12 protein-coding genes are annotated in these 14,986 nt (G+C 69.1%); 8 read left to right on the top strand and 4 right to left on the bottom strand.

Features of this window, described 5'->3' with window-relative positions; all coding sequences use genetic code 11:
- The first annotated feature begins 10 nt into the window (after window positions 1–10).
- The 7 genes from ACIA8G_RS30585 (at window position 11) to ACIA8G_RS30555 (ending at window position 10,267) form a co-directional block, all read left to right on the top strand.
- Entirely contained in the window at window positions 11–2,173 is a 2,163-nt protein-coding gene (locus ACIA8G_RS30585) for a GtrA family protein (RefSeq protein WP_396422145.1), read from the top strand.
- A gap of 65 nt (window positions 2,174–2,238) precedes the next feature.
- Window positions 2,239–3,678 (top strand): ArnT family glycosyltransferase, encoded by a 1,440-nt coding sequence (locus ACIA8G_RS30580; RefSeq protein ID WP_396422144.1) that lies wholly within the window; start codon window positions 2,239–2,241, stop codon window positions 3,676–3,678.
- Complete coding sequence (locus ACIA8G_RS30575; RefSeq protein ID WP_396422143.1) at window positions 3,675–4,904, top strand: alkaline phosphatase family protein; 1,230 nt, start codon at window positions 3,675–3,677, stop codon at window positions 4,902–4,904. Before ACIA8G_RS30580 ends, ACIA8G_RS30575 begins: the two co-directional genes overlap by 4 nt.
- On the top strand, window positions 4,901–5,887 hold the full coding sequence (locus tag ACIA8G_RS30570; protein ID WP_396422142.1) for a hypothetical protein: 987 nt from the start codon (window positions 4,901–4,903) through the stop codon (window positions 5,885–5,887). Before ACIA8G_RS30575 ends, ACIA8G_RS30570 begins: the two co-directional genes overlap by 4 nt.
- A complete protein-coding gene (locus ACIA8G_RS30565; RefSeq protein ID WP_396422141.1) occupies window positions 5,884–7,953 on the top strand; it encodes a metallophosphoesterase in 2,070 nt (689 codons plus the stop codon). The genes ACIA8G_RS30570 and ACIA8G_RS30565 overlap by 4 nt, the downstream gene beginning before the upstream one ends.
- Entirely contained in the window at window positions 7,950–8,411 is a 462-nt protein-coding gene (locus tag ACIA8G_RS30560) for a hypothetical protein (protein WP_396422140.1), read from the top strand. Before ACIA8G_RS30565 ends, ACIA8G_RS30560 begins: the two co-directional genes overlap by 4 nt.
- Complete coding sequence (locus tag ACIA8G_RS30555; RefSeq protein WP_396422139.1) at window positions 8,408–10,267, top strand: DNRLRE domain-containing protein; 1,860 nt, start codon at window positions 8,408–8,410, stop codon at window positions 10,265–10,267. The genes ACIA8G_RS30560 and ACIA8G_RS30555 overlap by 4 nt, the downstream gene beginning before the upstream one ends.
- Window positions 10,268–10,295: 28 nt before the next feature.
- Here the strand turns inward: ACIA8G_RS30555 and ACIA8G_RS30550 are convergent, their stop codons facing one another.
- From ACIA8G_RS30550 to ACIA8G_RS30535, 4 genes are all read right to left on the bottom strand, one after another.
- Complete coding sequence (locus ACIA8G_RS30550) at window positions 10,296–11,762, bottom strand: BTAD domain-containing putative transcriptional regulator (RefSeq protein ID WP_396422138.1); 1,467 nt, start codon at window positions 11,760–11,762, stop codon at window positions 10,296–10,298.
- A 259-nt stretch (window positions 11,763–12,021) separates the two neighbouring features.
- Window positions 12,022–12,246, bottom strand: coding sequence for a hypothetical protein (locus tag ACIA8G_RS30545; RefSeq protein WP_396422137.1), 225 nt, complete (start codon window positions 12,244–12,246; stop codon window positions 12,022–12,024).
- Window positions 12,246–12,554 carry a hypothetical protein gene (locus ACIA8G_RS30540; RefSeq protein WP_396422136.1) on the bottom strand — a complete coding sequence of 103 codons (309 nt, stop codon included), beginning with the start codon at window positions 12,552–12,554 and terminating at the stop codon, window positions 12,246–12,248. The genes ACIA8G_RS30545 and ACIA8G_RS30540 overlap by 1 nt, the downstream gene beginning before the upstream one ends.
- A gap of 129 nt (window positions 12,555–12,683) precedes the next feature.
- On the bottom strand, window positions 12,684–13,865 hold the full coding sequence (locus tag ACIA8G_RS30535; RefSeq protein WP_396422135.1) for a trypsin-like serine protease: 1,182 nt from the start codon (window positions 13,863–13,865) through the stop codon (window positions 12,684–12,686).
- Between the two features lie 197 nt (window positions 13,866–14,062).
- On the opposite strand from ACIA8G_RS30535, the gene ACIA8G_RS30530 reads away from it, so the two are divergent.
- Window positions 14,063–14,938, top strand: coding sequence for a hypothetical protein (locus tag ACIA8G_RS30530; RefSeq protein ID WP_396422134.1), 876 nt, complete (start codon window positions 14,063–14,065; stop codon window positions 14,936–14,938).
- Window positions 14,939–14,986: the final 48 nt, after the last annotated feature.

Here is a 14,986-nt window from a genome sequence, read left to right as displayed (position 1 = left end):
AGGAGTTGCCGTGGGCAGTTCCATCACCGTGGTGACTCCGCTCTGCGACGAGTTCCACAGCGCGATCGCCCTTCTGAGCCACCGCAACGTCGAGGTCGTCGCCGCCGAGGACCGCAGTGTCGCCGCCGTGCTCGCGGCGATGCGGAGAGCGACCGGCCAGTGGGTCGTCGTGATGGACGGGGTCGCGCAACCCGGCGAGTCGGCGGTGCGGCTCGCCCGGCTCGGCGAGTCCCGTGACGTCGACCTCGTGATCGCGTCACGGACCGGTGAGCCGAACGCCAAGAACGCGCTCGCCAAGCTGGTGTTCCCCAGGAGGCTCGGCCAGCCGGTCGACCCGACGAGCACCTTCTTCGCTGTCCGCCGGGACGCCGTCGACCTGGACCGCATCCGGCCAGGCGGCTTCCGGGTGCTGATGGAGCTGCTGGTCCGGCAGCCGCGCCTGCGCATGGCCCAGGTGGCGTACCACAAGCCCACCCACCCCACCGGTGGCGTGCTGGGCGTCGTGCGAAGGGGGCTGACGTTCGCCGGCCACCTGATGCGGCTGCGGATGTCGCTGCTGGCACAGCAGACGACGCGGTCCGCGCGGGCGTCGGTGCGGGGGTGGCTGCTGCGTGCGTTCGGGTTCGGGCTCATCGGGCTGTCCGGTCTGGTGGTGAACACCGCGGTGCTGTGGTTGCTGCACCTGGAAGTCCTGCGGGTGCACTACCTGCTCGCCGCCGCGCTGGCGACCGGGGTCTCGACGGTGTGGCTCTTCGTGCTGACCGAGACCCTGTTGTACCGCAAGGACAAGCCGGGCACGGTGCGGTCGCGCTGCATCCGGTTCTCCCTGTTGAACCTCATCGCATTGCTGGTGCGCCTGCCACTGCTCGCGTTGCTCGTGGACGGCATGCACGTCGAGGTCCTCGTCGCGAACGCGCTGACGCTCGCGCTGCTCTTCCTCGCACGGTTCGTCGTGGCCGACTCGGCGATCTACGGCAAGGGCGAGCCGTCCTGCGACGAGCCTCCGCGCGAACCGATCAGGGTGCTGGTCGACCTGAACGACGAGGTCCCCGAGATCCCCTTGCCACGCAACGGCCACCGTCCCGCGGCACCGGCCAGGTACCTGCCCTACCGGTACGCCGTGCCGGGACTCGCGACCATCGGTTCCCAGATCGAGCTGCCGGAGCTCGACTACTTCCGCTCGCAGTGGCTCAGCCACGACACCGAGATCCAGGTGCGGGTGGGCGTGGTCGGCGACCGCAGGCCGTTGCCACGGGCGGTGTTCACGCAGTCCGCGCAGGTACTCGGCTACCGCGAACACCTCGGCAGGCTCGGCGCGAACTTCCGGGTGCGGCTCGGCGACCCGATCACCGTGGTCGTCTCGGCGGCGCTCGCCCATTCACCGCACGTGGTGTACACGAACATCCTCGAGGCGTTGCTCCGCTTCGTCGCCGTCTCCCGTGGCGCGATGCTGCTGCACTCGGCGTGCGTGGAGCTGCACGGCGTCGGCGTGCTCATCTCGGCCCGCACCGACACCGGCAAGACGGGCACCGTGCTGCGCCTGGTCCGTGAGCACAACGCCAAGTTCCTCGCCGACGACATGACCATTCTCTATCCGGACGGGCGCGTCGGCTGCTTTCCCAAGCCGCTGACCATCAGCCACCACACGCTGCGCGCGGTGCGGTCGCACGAGCTCTCTCCGAGGGAGTGGCGGTGGCTGCGGCTGCAGAGCAGGCTGCACTCCAAGGAGGGCAGGGAGTTCGCGTTGCTGCTCAGCCAGCTCAACCTGCCGATCATGGGGGTCAACGCGCTCACCCAGCGCATCGTGCCGCCGCCGAAGTACGCGGTCGACCGGCTGCTGCCGTGCGAGATCGTGCCCGAGAGCAAGATCAGTGACCTGTTCGTCATCGCGCGCGGCGAGCTCGGCTCGGGTGAGCTGTCCGAGGAAGAGGCCACCGCGACGCTGCTCGAGAACACCGAGGACGCCTACCAGTTCCCGCCGTTCCGTCAGCTCGCGCCGTCCATCGTGATCGGCGAGGACGACCACCTGGTGCTGCGCCGCAAGGAGCGGCTCATCCTGCAGTCCGCACTGGGCCGCATGCGGTCCCGATGGCTGTCCACATCGGACTTCTCGTGGGCCGACCGGATTCCGGCGCTCGTCGACGACGCCGCCACCGCGAGAGGCTGGGTATGACGGCGGCCGCCGCCGTCGAAACCACAACGGACCAACATCCCCGCGATCGGCCCGCACGCAAAGCGGTGCGCACGCTCGTCCTGATCCTCGCCGCCGGAGCCCTCCTGCGGCTCTGGGCGCTCGGCGCGGTCGGGTTCAACAGCGACGAGGCGGTCTACGCCGGGCAGGCGGCGAGCATCGCCGGTGACGACGTGCTCACGCCGCTGTTCCCGGTGTTCCGCGCGCATCCACTGCTGTTCCAGACCACCCTGTCGCTGATGTTCCTCGGCGGTGTGTCGGACGTCGGCGCGCGGCTGCTGCCCGTCGCGTTCGGGCTGGGCACGGTGGTGCTGACGTACCTGCTCGGCAAGCGGATGTACGGGCCGCGGGCCGGGCTCGTAGCCGCGGCTCTCCTCGCGGTCATGCCCTACCACGTCGTCGTGACGCGGCAGGTGCTGCTCGACGGGCCGTTGACGTTCTCCGCCGTGCTCACCGCCTACTGCGTGACACGGTTCTGCCTCGACGGCGGACGCCGCTGGCTGCATCTGGCGGGCGCCGCGCTCGGGCTCGCGGTGCTGACCAAGGAGATCGCGGTCGTCCTCGCTGCCGCGATCGTGGTGTTCTTCCTGCTGCGGCGCGACATCCACGTGCCCTGGCGGACCGCGGCGACCAGCGCGGCCGTCTCGGTGGCGATCATGGCCGCCTACCCGCTGTCCCTCACGCTCGCCGGCCGTGGCGGCACCGGGCAGAACTACCTGTGGTGGCAGCTCTTCCGCAGGCCCAACCACGGTCTGGCGTTCTACCTCGAAACGGTTCCGCTCGCGATCGGGCCCGCCGTGCTCCTGCTCGCGACCGCGGGGATGTGGCTGCTGCGCAGCAGGGGTACCTGGCGCGAGACGTTCCTGCTGTGCTGGATCCTGGTGCCGCTGACGTTCTTCGAACTGTGGCCGGTGAAGGGCTACCAGTACCTCGTCGTGATCGCGCCGGCACTGACACTCCTCGCCGCGCGCACAGCGGTGCACGCCTTCCCTGCCTGGCCGCCGGTGCGTGCGATCGTGACGGTGACCGCGGTGCTGTCACTGGCGATCCCGAGCTGGCTCGCGATCACCGCACCACCCTCCGCGGCGTTCCTCGCCGGCGCAGGTGGCGTGCCCAAGGGACGCGAGGCCGGGCAGTGGATGAGGGCCAACCTGCCCGAGGGCGCGGCGGTGATGACGATCGGCCCGTCGATGGCCAACCTCGTCCGCTTCTACGGCAACCGCAAGTCCTACGCGTTGGCGGTGAGCACGAACCCGTTGCGGCGCAACCCCTCGTACGTGCCGATCGACAACCCGGACCGGCAGCTGCGGCAGGGTGAGCTGAACTACGTCGTGTGGGACACCTACTCGGCCAGCCGGACGCCGTTCTACTCCCAGCAGCTGATGACCTACGTCCACCGGTACCGGGGTGTCCTGCTGCACACCGAGGAGCTCGACGTCGGTGACCGGCGCACCTCGGTGATCATGGTCTACGAGGTGCGGCCATGATGAGGCTCCTGCTCGTGCTGGGACTGCTGTTCCCGCAACCGGTCGTCGTCGCCGCCTCGCCCACGACGCCGATCGATCACTTCGTCGTGCTGATGCAGTCGAATCACTCGTTCGACAACTACTTCGGCACCTACCCCGGTGCCGACGGCATTCCCGCCGACGTGTGCATGCCGCACAACAGCGACAACCCGAGCTCGGACCGGTGCGTGAAGCCGTTCCGGCTCGGCGCCCAGTCCCCGTCCGACCTCGATCACCTCTCCTCGACCCAACGGGCGCAGTACAACGCCGGCAAGATGGACGGTTTCGTCGAGGCCTATCGCAAGCGCGGCCGCGACGGCACCAACGCCATGGGCTACTACGACCGCGCGGAGCTGCCGTTCTACTGGAACTTCGCGGATCGGTTCACGCTGTTCGACCGGTTCTTCAGCTCCGCGCGCGGCCGCAACCTCTTCTACTGGGTCGCCGGCGTGGCCGCGCCAGGGCGGACCGAGGCCGGAGACGACATCCCGACGATCTTCGACCGGCTCGAGGCGAAGGGTGTGTCGTGGCGGTTCTACGTCGAGAACTACGCCAAGGGCGAGAAGGCACGCGTTCCACTGCTGAGCTTCCGGCGCTTCGTCGAGGACCCGAAGCTGGCGGGCCGGATCGTCGACCTCAGCGAGTACTACCGCGATCTGAGCGCGGGCACGTTGCCCTCGGTGGCCTACGTCGTGTCGTCGGGCTCCAGTGAGAACCCGCCCAGCCGCATCCAGGCCGGCCAGGAGCTGGCACAGTCCATGACGAGCTCGCTCGCGCGCAGCCGGTACTGGCCCAACTCGGCGTTCATGGTGACGTGGGACGGGCCGGGTGGCTTCTACGACCACGTGCCGCCGCCGCAGGTCGACCAGGACGGCTTCGGGTTCCGGGTGCCCGCCCTGCTGATGAGCGCCTACTCCCGGCGCGGTCACGTCGACCACACCGAGGCCGACCACACGGCGGTGCTCAGGTTCATCGAGGCCAACTGGGGGCTGGAGACGCTGGGCACGCGGGACGCGCGATCCGCGAACCTGTTCAGCGCGTTCGACTTCACGGGGCCGCCGCGGCCACCGGAACTGGTCGGAACGCTGGAGTCCGCCGCACGGGTCGGTTCAAAGTCGGCCGTCGTGTACTTCTCGTACGGCATCGCCGTGCTGGTTGCGGCCGGCTGTCTTGCCGCACAACGAGTTCGGCGCAGGTGGAGAACATGAGAGCGCTCACGGTGCCGGCGGTGATCACCGTGCTGACGGTGCTCGGCCTCGTGCCGCAGCCCGCCACCGCGGCGCCTTCCACTCGCACACTGGAGATCACCACCGTCCCCGCGTTGCCGTCGGCGCGCTTCGTGCTGGACGGCCAGGAGCTCGTGCCCGACGAGCGGGGCGTCATCAGACTGTCCCTGCCGCGCAACAACGACGCGCACAGGCTCGAGCTCACCACACCGCGACTCGACCAACCCGCTGAGTCCGTCGACTTCGTGCGCTGGTTCGGTCACGGCGAGAGCGACCAGGGCTTCACGCCGGTGCTCACCGACCTCGCGATGAAGCACAACCGCAAGCTGCAGGCGGCGTTCCAGTCGACCAGGAAGGTGCGGTACGACTTCGTCGACCAGGCGCGCAACCCGGTGCCGGTGTCGCGGATCACCTCACTCACGCTGCGCAGCGACTCCGGGCAGACGCACACCTTGCGCGGTGCGACGGAAGTACCGCTCACCGCGCTGCGGCCGGTGCAGCACGGCGGCACGGTGGTCAGCAAGGAGGTCACCTACTACCTGCAGAGCGTCGTGATCGACGGGGCGAACGTCGTCAACACCGGCGAGCAGCGGGTGGTGCCGAACCACACGTCGACGGCGACGTTCGTGGTGCTGCTGCGCTCGGTCCGATTCCAGGTGCGGGATCTGCTGTTCGGCGGCGCCGTGCCGGCAGGGGTCGTGCTGACCTACCCGGACGGCCGAACCGAAAGCCTCGACGCCGGTTCGGACGGGAACCTCGCGGTGGAGAACCTGGCACGCGGCAACTACCGCGTCGCGGTGTCGGCCGCCGGGTACTCGGCGCCGCAGGAGCTCGCGCTGTCGCGGGGCCAGTACGTCGACATCAGGGTCCTGTCCTATGTGGACATGGTGGTCGTCGTCGTGCTGGCGGCTCTGGTGGTCTCCGGCCTGTTCCTCTTCGGCAGGCGAAGGGTGGCGCGGTCATGACCAAGTTGCTCGGGGTGTTCCTCACAGCCGTGATGCTGCTGCTCGTGCTGCCGCCACGTACGGCGGTGGCGCAGGAACCGTACCCGCTGTTCGCGTACTACTACATCTGGTACGAGGACAGCTCGTGGAACCGGGCGAAGTCCGACCACCCGGCGCTGGGCGACTACTCCAGCGACGACTCGCGGATCATGCGCGAGCACGTCACGCGGGCGAAGAGCGCCGGCATCACCGGGTTCATCGTGAGCTGGAAGTCGACGCCCGCGCTCGACCGGCGGCTGCAGACGCTGGTGAACATCGCGCGGGCGGAGGACTTCCGGCTGGCGATCATCTACGAGGGGCTGGACTTCTACCGCAACCCGTTGCCGCTGGAGAAGGTGGCGGCGGATCTCGCGCTGTTCCGGACCCGTCACGGCACCGACCCGGTGTTCGCGCTCTTCGGCAAGCCGGTCGTGATCTGGTCCGGCAGCTGGGAGTTCTCCGTCGACCAGATCTCCCGGGCGGCGGGGCCGGTGCGGGACAAGGTGCTCGTGCTGGGATCGGAGAAGAACGCCGAGGACTACGAGCGCATCGCGCAGGTGGTGGACGGCAACGCCTACTACTGGTCGTCGGTCGACCCGCTGCGCGACACGAACGCCGCGGACAAGCTCGCCGCGATGAGCGCGGCCGTGCACCGCCACCACGGCCTGTGGATCGCGCCGTTCGCACCGGGGTTCGACGCGCGGCTGCTCGGCGGTACCCGAGTGGTCGAACGGCACGATGGTGCGACGTTGCGGGGCCTCTACGACATCGCGCTCAGCTCGTCCCCCGACGCCCTCGGCCTGATCAGCTGGAACGAGTTCAGCGAGAACTCGCACGTCGAACCGAGCGTCAACCACGGTGACCGGTACCTGACCGTGCTGGGTCAGCTCAGGTCGAACGCCGTGCCCGAACTCGGCCCGCTCGCCGAGGACTCCAGCGCCGCCGGCGCGAGCGGTCCCAGCGGTGCGCTCGTTCTGGGCGTCCTCGGCGGCGGCTCGCTGCTCGCGCTGACGGTGTTCCTCCTGGTGCGCAAGCGCACGCGGGTTGCGGTCATCGGCCTCACCGGCGTGGTCACCGCGTCGTGCATGGTCGGCACGCTCGCCTCGGACTCGACCGGCGGGCAGGGCGCACAGTCCGGCCAGATGAACCACGGACAGCAGACGCAGTACCACCTCGGTCGCAAGCCGGCGCGGTCGGCGGACGCGGTCACCATCGCGGCCGCGGGCGACATCGCGTGCGCGCCGGACCGAGACGGGCTGAGCAAGGAGGAGCGCGAGCAGCCGAGACCGTGCCGGGAACACGTCACAGCCGATCTCGTCGCCTCGCTCGCACCGGACGCCGTGCTCACGTTGGGCGACCACCAGTACCCGAACGGCAGCCTGAAGCGGTTCCGGGACGGGTACGACCGGACCTGGGGCCGGTTCAAGGACATCACGTACCCGGTGCCGGGCAACCACGAGTACGGCACTTCGGGGGCGAGGGGGTACTTCGACTACTTCGGCGCCGCCGCGGGCGACCGCGACGCGGGCTACTACAGCTACGAGCTCGGTACGTGGCACGTGGTCGCGCTGAACTCCGAGTGCGAGCGGATCGGCGGCTGCAGCGGCGGATCGCCACAGGAGCTGTGGCTGCGCGCCGACCTGGCCGCGCATCCCGCGACCTGCACGCTCGCGTACCTGCACCGGCCGAGGTTCTCGTCGGGAACGCACGGCAGCAACAGGGACTACGACGCGTTCTGGCGCGCACTGTACGACGCGGGCGTGGACGTCGTGCTCACCGGGCACGACCACGACTACGAGCGCTTCGCCCCGCTGTCCCCCGACGGTGTGGCCGACGAACGGGGCATGCGCCAGTTCGTCGTCGGCACCGGCGGCAACAGCCACTACCGCATCCGCACGCCCGCCGCGAACGGCAGCGAAAGCCGGATCCAGGGCGTGTACGGGGTGCTCGGCATGACGCTGCGACCGGACGGCTACGACTGGCAGTTCGTCGCCGAAGCCGGTGCGCAGGCAGCGGATTCCGGCACTGGGAGGTGTTCGGTCACATGATCAGGACCAGAATCGCGGCCGCGGTGTTCACCGTTCTGTGCTGCGCCGCGGTGGCCACGGCCTCCCGGCCGGCAGCACAGGCCCCAGCGGCCGCACAGACCGTGATCCCGGGTGAGGACCCCGCTGTCCAGCGGTGGTTCCTGAAGCGGGAGGCCATGCAGATCGAGCTCAACAACGCACTCCAGGCGGCACGCGGCCTCGCCGGCCCGTCCCGGCACGCCACAGCGGTCTGCACCCGGCTGACCGTCGTGTCGCGGAAGTTGCAGACCTACCAGCGCATCCCGGTGGCCGCGCTCGAGGGTCCGGTGACCGCGGGCATCGAGCAGTTCCACCGGGCCGGGCGGTCTTGCCTCACCGGTGACTACGCCGCCATGCGGCGGCTCATCGACGAGGGCACCACCGAACGCGCCGACGCTCTGCACCACCTCGACGAGATGTTGCACGGGGAGGAACGATGAAGAAGCCACTCCTCGTGCTCGCCACGTCCGCACTGGGACTCGCCCTGCTCACCGCCCCGGTGCACGCGACGACCACGACGATCACCGCGTCCGCCGACGCGCACGTGCAGGCGGACCAGCCGGGCACGAACTACGGCACCGCGATCGGGTTGCGAGTCGACGGATCGCCCGTCTCCACCGCCTACCTCAGGTTCGACGTGACCGGCCTGAGCGCACCACCGTTCAACGTGAAGCTGCGCGTGTTCGTGAACACCAGTGGCAGCACGGGCGTCACGCTGTCCGCTGTGGACGGTGTGTGGACCGAGAGCGGTCTCACCTACTCGAACGCGCCCGCGGTCGGCGCAGCACTGGGCGCGTCCGGTGCACTCACTGCAGGCACCTGGGTGTCCTACGACGTGACGACACGGGTGAGTGCCAACGGCTCGTATTCGTTCGCCCTCACCACGACGAGCAGCTCGTCGCGCACGTTCGACAGCCGGGAGAGCGTCAACCCGCCGCAGCTCGTCGTGGAGGACACCGCTCCCCCACCCGCGCCAGGACCGGCGGACGCGTACGTGCAGGCGGACCAGCCGAGCTCCAACTTCGGCACCGCGACCATCCTCCGGGTCGACGCGTCACCAGCCACGAGCGCCTACCTGAGGTTCGACGTCACCGGGCTGAGCGTGCCTCCGTTCAAGGCGACGCTGCGGGTGTTCAACCGCACCTCCGGCACCACCGGCCTCGACCTGTACTTCGTTCCCGACACCAGCTGGCACGAAACCGGGATCACGTACGCGAACGCGCCACCGACCGGCAACTGGCTCGCGTCATCCGGCTCGCTCGCGGCGGACACCTGGGTGTCATTCGACGTCACGACCGCGGTGCGCGCCAACGGGAAGCACTCGTTCGCCATCACGACCACGAGCACGTCCTCACGGACCATCGACAGCCGTGAGGGCTCGAACGAGCCCGAGCTGGTGTTCGAGGACGCGCCCCCGCCTCCCCCGCCGGGCACACCGGTCGTGATGGTCGCCGGTGACGCCGCCTGCGCTCCCGACGACCCCAACTACAACGGCGGCCTCGGAACCTCGACCAAGTGCCGCATGAAGGCGGTGTCCGACGTTGCCCTGGCCGCGTCGCCCACCGCGGTGTTCATGGTCGGCGACGCCCAGTACAACGGCGGCCAGCTGGCCAACTTCCAGGCGAGCTACGACCCGACGTGGGGAAGGATGAAGTCCATCACCCGGCCGGTCATCGGCAACCACGAGTACGGCACCACCGGCGCGGGCGGCTACTTCACCTACTTCGGCGACGCCGCGACACCACGGCAGCCGGGATGCGTGAGGAACTGCGAAGGCTGGTACAGCTTCGACATCGGCACGTGGCACGTGGTCGTGCTGAACTCCGAGTGTGCGCGCATCAGCGGTGGCACCGGGTGCGCACTCGGGTCACCGCAACAACAGTGGCTCACCGCTGATCTCGCGGCGCACCCCGCGGCCTGCACCGCCGCGCTCCTGCACAAGCCCCGGTGGAGCTCGAACAGCTTCGGCTCCGCGGACACCGCACCGCTCATCGACACGATGTACGCGGCGGGCGTCGACCTCCTGCTCGCCGGGCACGCACACAGCTACGAGCGCTTCGCAGCGCAGACCCCGTCCGGCGCGCTGGACAACGCCACCGGCATCCAGGAGTTCGTCGTCGGCACGGGCGGGTCCTTCTTCACGGGATTCGCCGCCGCCTTGCCGAACAGCTTGGTGCGCAAGGCGAACGTCTTCGGCGCGCTGAAGCTCACGCTGCGCCCGACCGGCTACGACTGGGAGTTCGCCGCCGATCCACTCACTCCGTTCGCCGACTCCGGAGCCGCCACCTGCCACTGAACACCACACAGCCGAGCCCGTCCCAGGGTCATTTCGTCACCTGATCGGACACGAGTCTGCCTCGTTCCAGTGTCAGCACCCCGGTGCAGATCCGCTCGACCTCGGGCAACGCGTGCGCGGTCAGCACGACCGTGATGCCACGCGCCTCGGCGATCGTGCGGACAACGGTGAGGAGGTCCAGCTGACCGTGCGGATCCAGCCCGATCATAGGTTCGTCGAGCAGCACCACCGCCGGGTTGTTCACCAGCGCGCGGGCCAGGCCGAGACGCTGCCGCATGCCTCGGCTGTACGTGGCGACGCGCATGCCGCCGCGGTCGTTCAACCCGACCTGGGCGAGCAGCCGAGCCGCGCGTTCGCGTGCATCGCCGCGGGAAACACCGAAGAGCCGAGCGTGGTAGGTCAGGAACTCCAATCCCGTTTGGTGGCCGGGATATCCGGCATCCTCGGGCAGCACACCGATCAGCTTGCGGATCTCGCCGGGCCTGGTGCCCGGCACGCCCGCGACGGAGAACCGGCCACCGGTCGGCGTGACCACAGTGGACAGCATGCGCAAGATCGTCGTCTTGCCGGCGCCGTTGGGGCCGAGCAGGCCGAGCACCTCGCCCTTGCGCGCGGTGAGACTGACGCCGTCCACGGCCCAAGTGGAGCCGTAGCACTTGGACAGGTCGCGCGCCTCCACGGCGACCTCGCCGGCCACCCGGTCGGCGCGGGTGAAAGCCCAGATCTCGTGTGGCAGCCGGGTCCGCGCTGGCGATCGAGCGACCGGCGCGTCGAGGGCAGGGTCGGCGCACAGAATCGCGCGTTGCAGGTCGCTCAGCCGCGACTCGGGTTCGAGCGCCTGCTCGTCGGCGAGCCGGGCACGAGCGGCGCGGTACGCGGCGAGCGCGTCGGTAACCCGGCCGCACCGGTACAACGCGAGCATCAGCAGCGCCTGCAGACGTTGCCGGTGCGGATGCTGCGCCACGATGTCGGTCAGCTCGTCCACCACCGCCGCGTGCCTGCCCAGCCGCAGTTCGGCGTCGAGGCACTCCTCCAGCGCGGCCAGCCGCGCCTCCTCGAGCCCCTGACACAACACAGCGGCGGCATCGGGAGTCGTCACGTCGGCCAGCGCCGGACCGTGCCACATCGACAGCGCGTGCCGCAGCAACGACACCTTCACCGCGTCATCGGTCTCCTGCCGGGCACCCGTGACCACCGCGCGGAACCGGTGCACGTCGATCGACAGCGGGTTGACCTTCAGCATGTAGGCCGAGCCACGCGTGACGATGTCCGCGTCGTTCTGGCCGGACCGCGCTTCCGCGATCGCCCGGCGCAGCCGTGAGACCCGGACGTGGATCGCGTGCTGCGCGGTGCGCGGCGGCTGCGCTGGCCACGTCAGGTCGACGAGCCGCCCCACGGGCACGAACTGGTTCGCGTGCAACGCCAGTATCGCGAACGCGAAGCGTTGTTTGCACGGACCGAGATCAAGCTGCAGCTTTTGTTCCCATGCCTCCACGGCGCCTAGTAGTTGACACTCCATGGCGGCGCCCCTCCTGGTTATCCCCCTTGTCCATTAATCGGTCGAACCGCACCTTTTGTTTCGCTCCATCGACGTGAGTCACTGCCTGTGCGCACACCATCGCTGCTGACTGAAGGCCTTTCGGCCCTATTTCGGGCTGCACTCTCATCGATCTCCATTCTCCCCTTTTAAGGCAGCAGAAACCAATGGCGCCCGCGGCTTCCACAGCCACGGGCGCCATCGGGTCACTCCAGCGTCAATCCTTCTTCTTGAAGCCCAGCTCGGCAAAAGACCATCTCGTGACCAGAGCCGAACTGACACCCACGCTCATCAGGAGCAGGACGAACGGCGACGAGTTCAACAGGTTGTCCGCCACCGCGCCCAGGGTGACGAGGCCAACGATGATGGCGAGTCGGGCGGGCCTGGTGAGGACGCCGCTCACGACGCCGCGAACTCGATCTCTGAAGGCGGGCTGTTCCATCAGTACCGCCGGAACCTTGAGAGCACGTGCGCCCACGCCCGCGTGTGGTGAGACAACTTCCTCCTCATGAACGGAACCACTCTGGCCATGGTCAGCGTGACCTGTGTGGACTGCTTGATGCCGTGCCAGCCGTTGTTGAGGAGCTTCGCCGAGGTCTGTGCGCCCGCCCAGATTCGCCCGAAGCCGCCGAGAACGCCGCCGGTGATGCCGGACATGACGAACCCCCTCCGCGACCAGCTCGACGTTCCGGCGTTCTGCACCGCGTACGCCGCCATACCGCCGACTACTCCGACGGCGATGCCGCACACGATCGTAAGGCCACAGGCACCTGCTGCCACTGCGGCACCGACAGGTGCGTGGTCGAGCCGGCTGCCGTGGCGACGCCAGATCGGGACGGGGCCGCCGCTCCCCGCCCCGATCGGCTTCAGGTGAGGCCGTTACGCGTACGCCTCGAACTCGTAGACGCGAGCAACATTCCCGCCGGACTGCGCACCCGTGACCACCGTGAGGCGGACGTGCCTGGCGCTGTTGTTGATCGCGTGTTCGGAGGTACCGCTGGTGTTGCCGCGGACCGTCGCCACCGTTGCCCAGGTGGTGCCGTCGGCCGACACGGCCAGGTCGAAGTCCCTGGTGTTGAAGGTTGCGGACTCACCGCCGGCACTCGCGTGCTTGACGACCAGTTTCTTCAGCGCGTGGCTGGAGCCGAGGTCGACCTGCAGCGTCTTCGTTGCGGCGACCGAGCACCACTTGTCGGTGTTGCCACCGGAGACGCTGCCGTTCACGGCCTTCGCGGGGCCCTCGTTGGCGTTGCAAGCGGCCGAGCCGGTGGCGGGCTTGTTCAGTGCGAGATTGTTGCCGGGCGGGGGGCCACCGTCAGGGCCGGCGATGCTGTTGATCCACGTGTTCACGCTGCCCTGGAGCTCGGCGTAGAAGAAGCGCCCGGTGCCGCAGACACCCGGACCGCCGGACGTGTCACCGCCTAGCCGCCAGTTGCCGGGCGTGCCAACCAGGAGCGGACCGCCGGAGTCGCCGTAGCAGGCGCTCTTGCCGTCCTTGTTGTCCAGGCAGATCTCCCACTGTCCGGTGCCGCACGCGCTGTCGGGCAGCACGGGAACCTCTACCTGCTTCAGGTTGACGGGTGCGCCACCGCAGCTGGGCGTGCACGTCGTGGCGCCCCAGCCGAGCAGCCGCACGTTCGAGCCGGGTGCGACGACCGGTGCGATGGAGATCGGCTGTTGGGTCACCGGCGCGGTCAGTTCGACGAGTGAGGTGTCCGCGTTGCTGTGGTTCACCCAGCGCCTGACCCTGGCCACCGTGCCGCCGGAGTTGCGGTTGTTGCTGCCGATCCGGATCTGCACACCGCTCGGCTCTTCGCCTGCCATGCAGTGCTCGGCCGTCAGCACCCAGGTGGGCCGGATCAGGGCCCCGCCGCAGAAGTGGCCGCCGGAGTTGCCCTGCATGGAGGCCATGAAGCTGTAGTTCTCGGTGGCGTCGACGCCACCGATGATGTTCGGGGTCAGCGGATCGGGTTGTTCCTGTGCCGTCGCTGACGTGACCGCCGATCCCGCCAGGGTCAGGGCGGCGATCGCCGCCAGCAGGCCCTTGACCAGTCCTCGCATGGGAGCCTCGCGTTCGATGGGTCGAAGGAGAATTCCCTGAAGGGTCCAACGGCCGAAATCACCGGATCTAAGTCCGAAAGTTCGGTGCTGCGGATGGGCTAACCGCCCGCGCCGCTTCTGAATACGATGTGTCGCCCGCGTTGATGGTCTGGACCTCTTGTCGTGCGCCGCCGTAGGGTGGGCCGGCGAGGAGCTTGATGACCGGACCATTTCATCTCGTGTTGCGCACGGCGATCCGCGAGCGCGGGCTGCCGCTCGACCGGCTGCGGTCGCGACTGGCCGAGCGCGGCATCCGCGTCGGGCTCGCCAGCCTCAGCGACTGGCAGCACGGCCGGGCGTGGCCGCGGCGGCCGAACTCGTTGCGCGCCATCGCCGTGCTGGAAGAGATCCTCGATCTGCCTCGCCACGCGCTGACCGGCCTGCTCGCCACTCACCACCTGACTCCGTTCCGGCCGCAGCAGGGCGTGGACGAGTACCACGGCCCGATGAGCGAACTGCTCGACGCGCTGCCCGGTTCGCGGGACTGGGCGCTGGAGGTGATCACCTCCGAACACGTCGCGCACGTTGACGCGCACCGCGGCCGGTCGCGCATCACGGCGCGGCGCCTTGCTCGTGCTCGCCGCGACGACGTCGACAGAGTGGTGCTGCGTTACTTCGGCGCACCGGGTTGTGCGATCGATCGTGTTCGTGTCGTGCCGGTGCGCAACTGTGCGGTCGGGCGGCTGCTGCGCCACCCCGAAGGTCGGGTGCTGGCCGCTGAACTGCTTTTCGGCCAACGACTTCAGGCGGGCGACACGTGGGTGTGGGAGTACGAACTGCACGACCACACCGCTTCGAAGGCCGGAAACGACTTCGCGCACGCCTTCCGCCGGCCCGAGGGCACCTGCCTGTTGGAGGTGCGGTTTCACCCGGACGCGCTGCCGTCGCGGGTGCACGATTACTTCCGCGCCGATCTCTACGTTGACAAACACAGGCTGCACGACCTGTCCCTGAACGCCCACCACGCGGTACACGTGACGACGATCGGGATGACGTCCGGCGTGATCGGCATCGGTTGGGAATGGCCGGACTGACCGTGGATGAGGCCAGAAGCCCGGCCGGGCTTCTGGCCTCATCCAGCC

Source organism: Lentzea sp. NPDC051213 (genome assembly GCF_044455585.1).
Classification (GTDB): Bacteria; Actinomycetota; Actinomycetes; order Mycobacteriales; family Pseudonocardiaceae; genus Lentzea.
The sequence above is the reverse complement of the archived record's forward strand: the minus strand, read 5'-3'. Positions and strand labels throughout refer to the sequence as shown.

Bases quoted from the DNA above. Each gene is read 5' to 3' on its own strand.
- ACIA8G_RS30545 (WP_396422137.1), bottom strand. From the start codon at position 12,246: ATGGAACAGCCCGCCTTCAGAGATCGAGTTCGCGGCGTCGTGAGCGGC.
- ACIA8G_RS30565 (WP_396422141.1), top strand. From the start codon at position 5,884: ATGACCAAGTTGCTCGGGGTGTTCCTCACAGCCGTGATGCTGCTGCTC.
- ACIA8G_RS30535 (WP_396422135.1), bottom strand. From the start codon at position 13,865: ATGCGAGGACTGGTCAAGGGCCTGCTGGCGGCGATCGCCGCCCTGACC.
- ACIA8G_RS30560 (WP_396422140.1), top strand. From the start codon at position 7,950: ATGATCAGGACCAGAATCGCGGCCGCGGTGTTCACCGTTCTGTGCTGC.
- ACIA8G_RS30555 (WP_396422139.1), top strand. From the start codon at position 8,408: ATGAAGAAGCCACTCCTCGTGCTCGCCACGTCCGCACTGGGACTCGCC.
- ACIA8G_RS30575 (WP_396422143.1), top strand. From the start codon at position 3,675: ATGATGAGGCTCCTGCTCGTGCTGGGACTGCTGTTCCCGCAACCGGTC.
- ACIA8G_RS30530 (WP_396422134.1), top strand. From the start codon at position 14,063: ATGACCGGACCATTTCATCTCGTGTTGCGCACGGCGATCCGCGAGCGC.
- ACIA8G_RS30570 (WP_396422142.1), top strand. From the start codon at position 4,901: ATGAGAGCGCTCACGGTGCCGGCGGTGATCACCGTGCTGACGGTGCTC.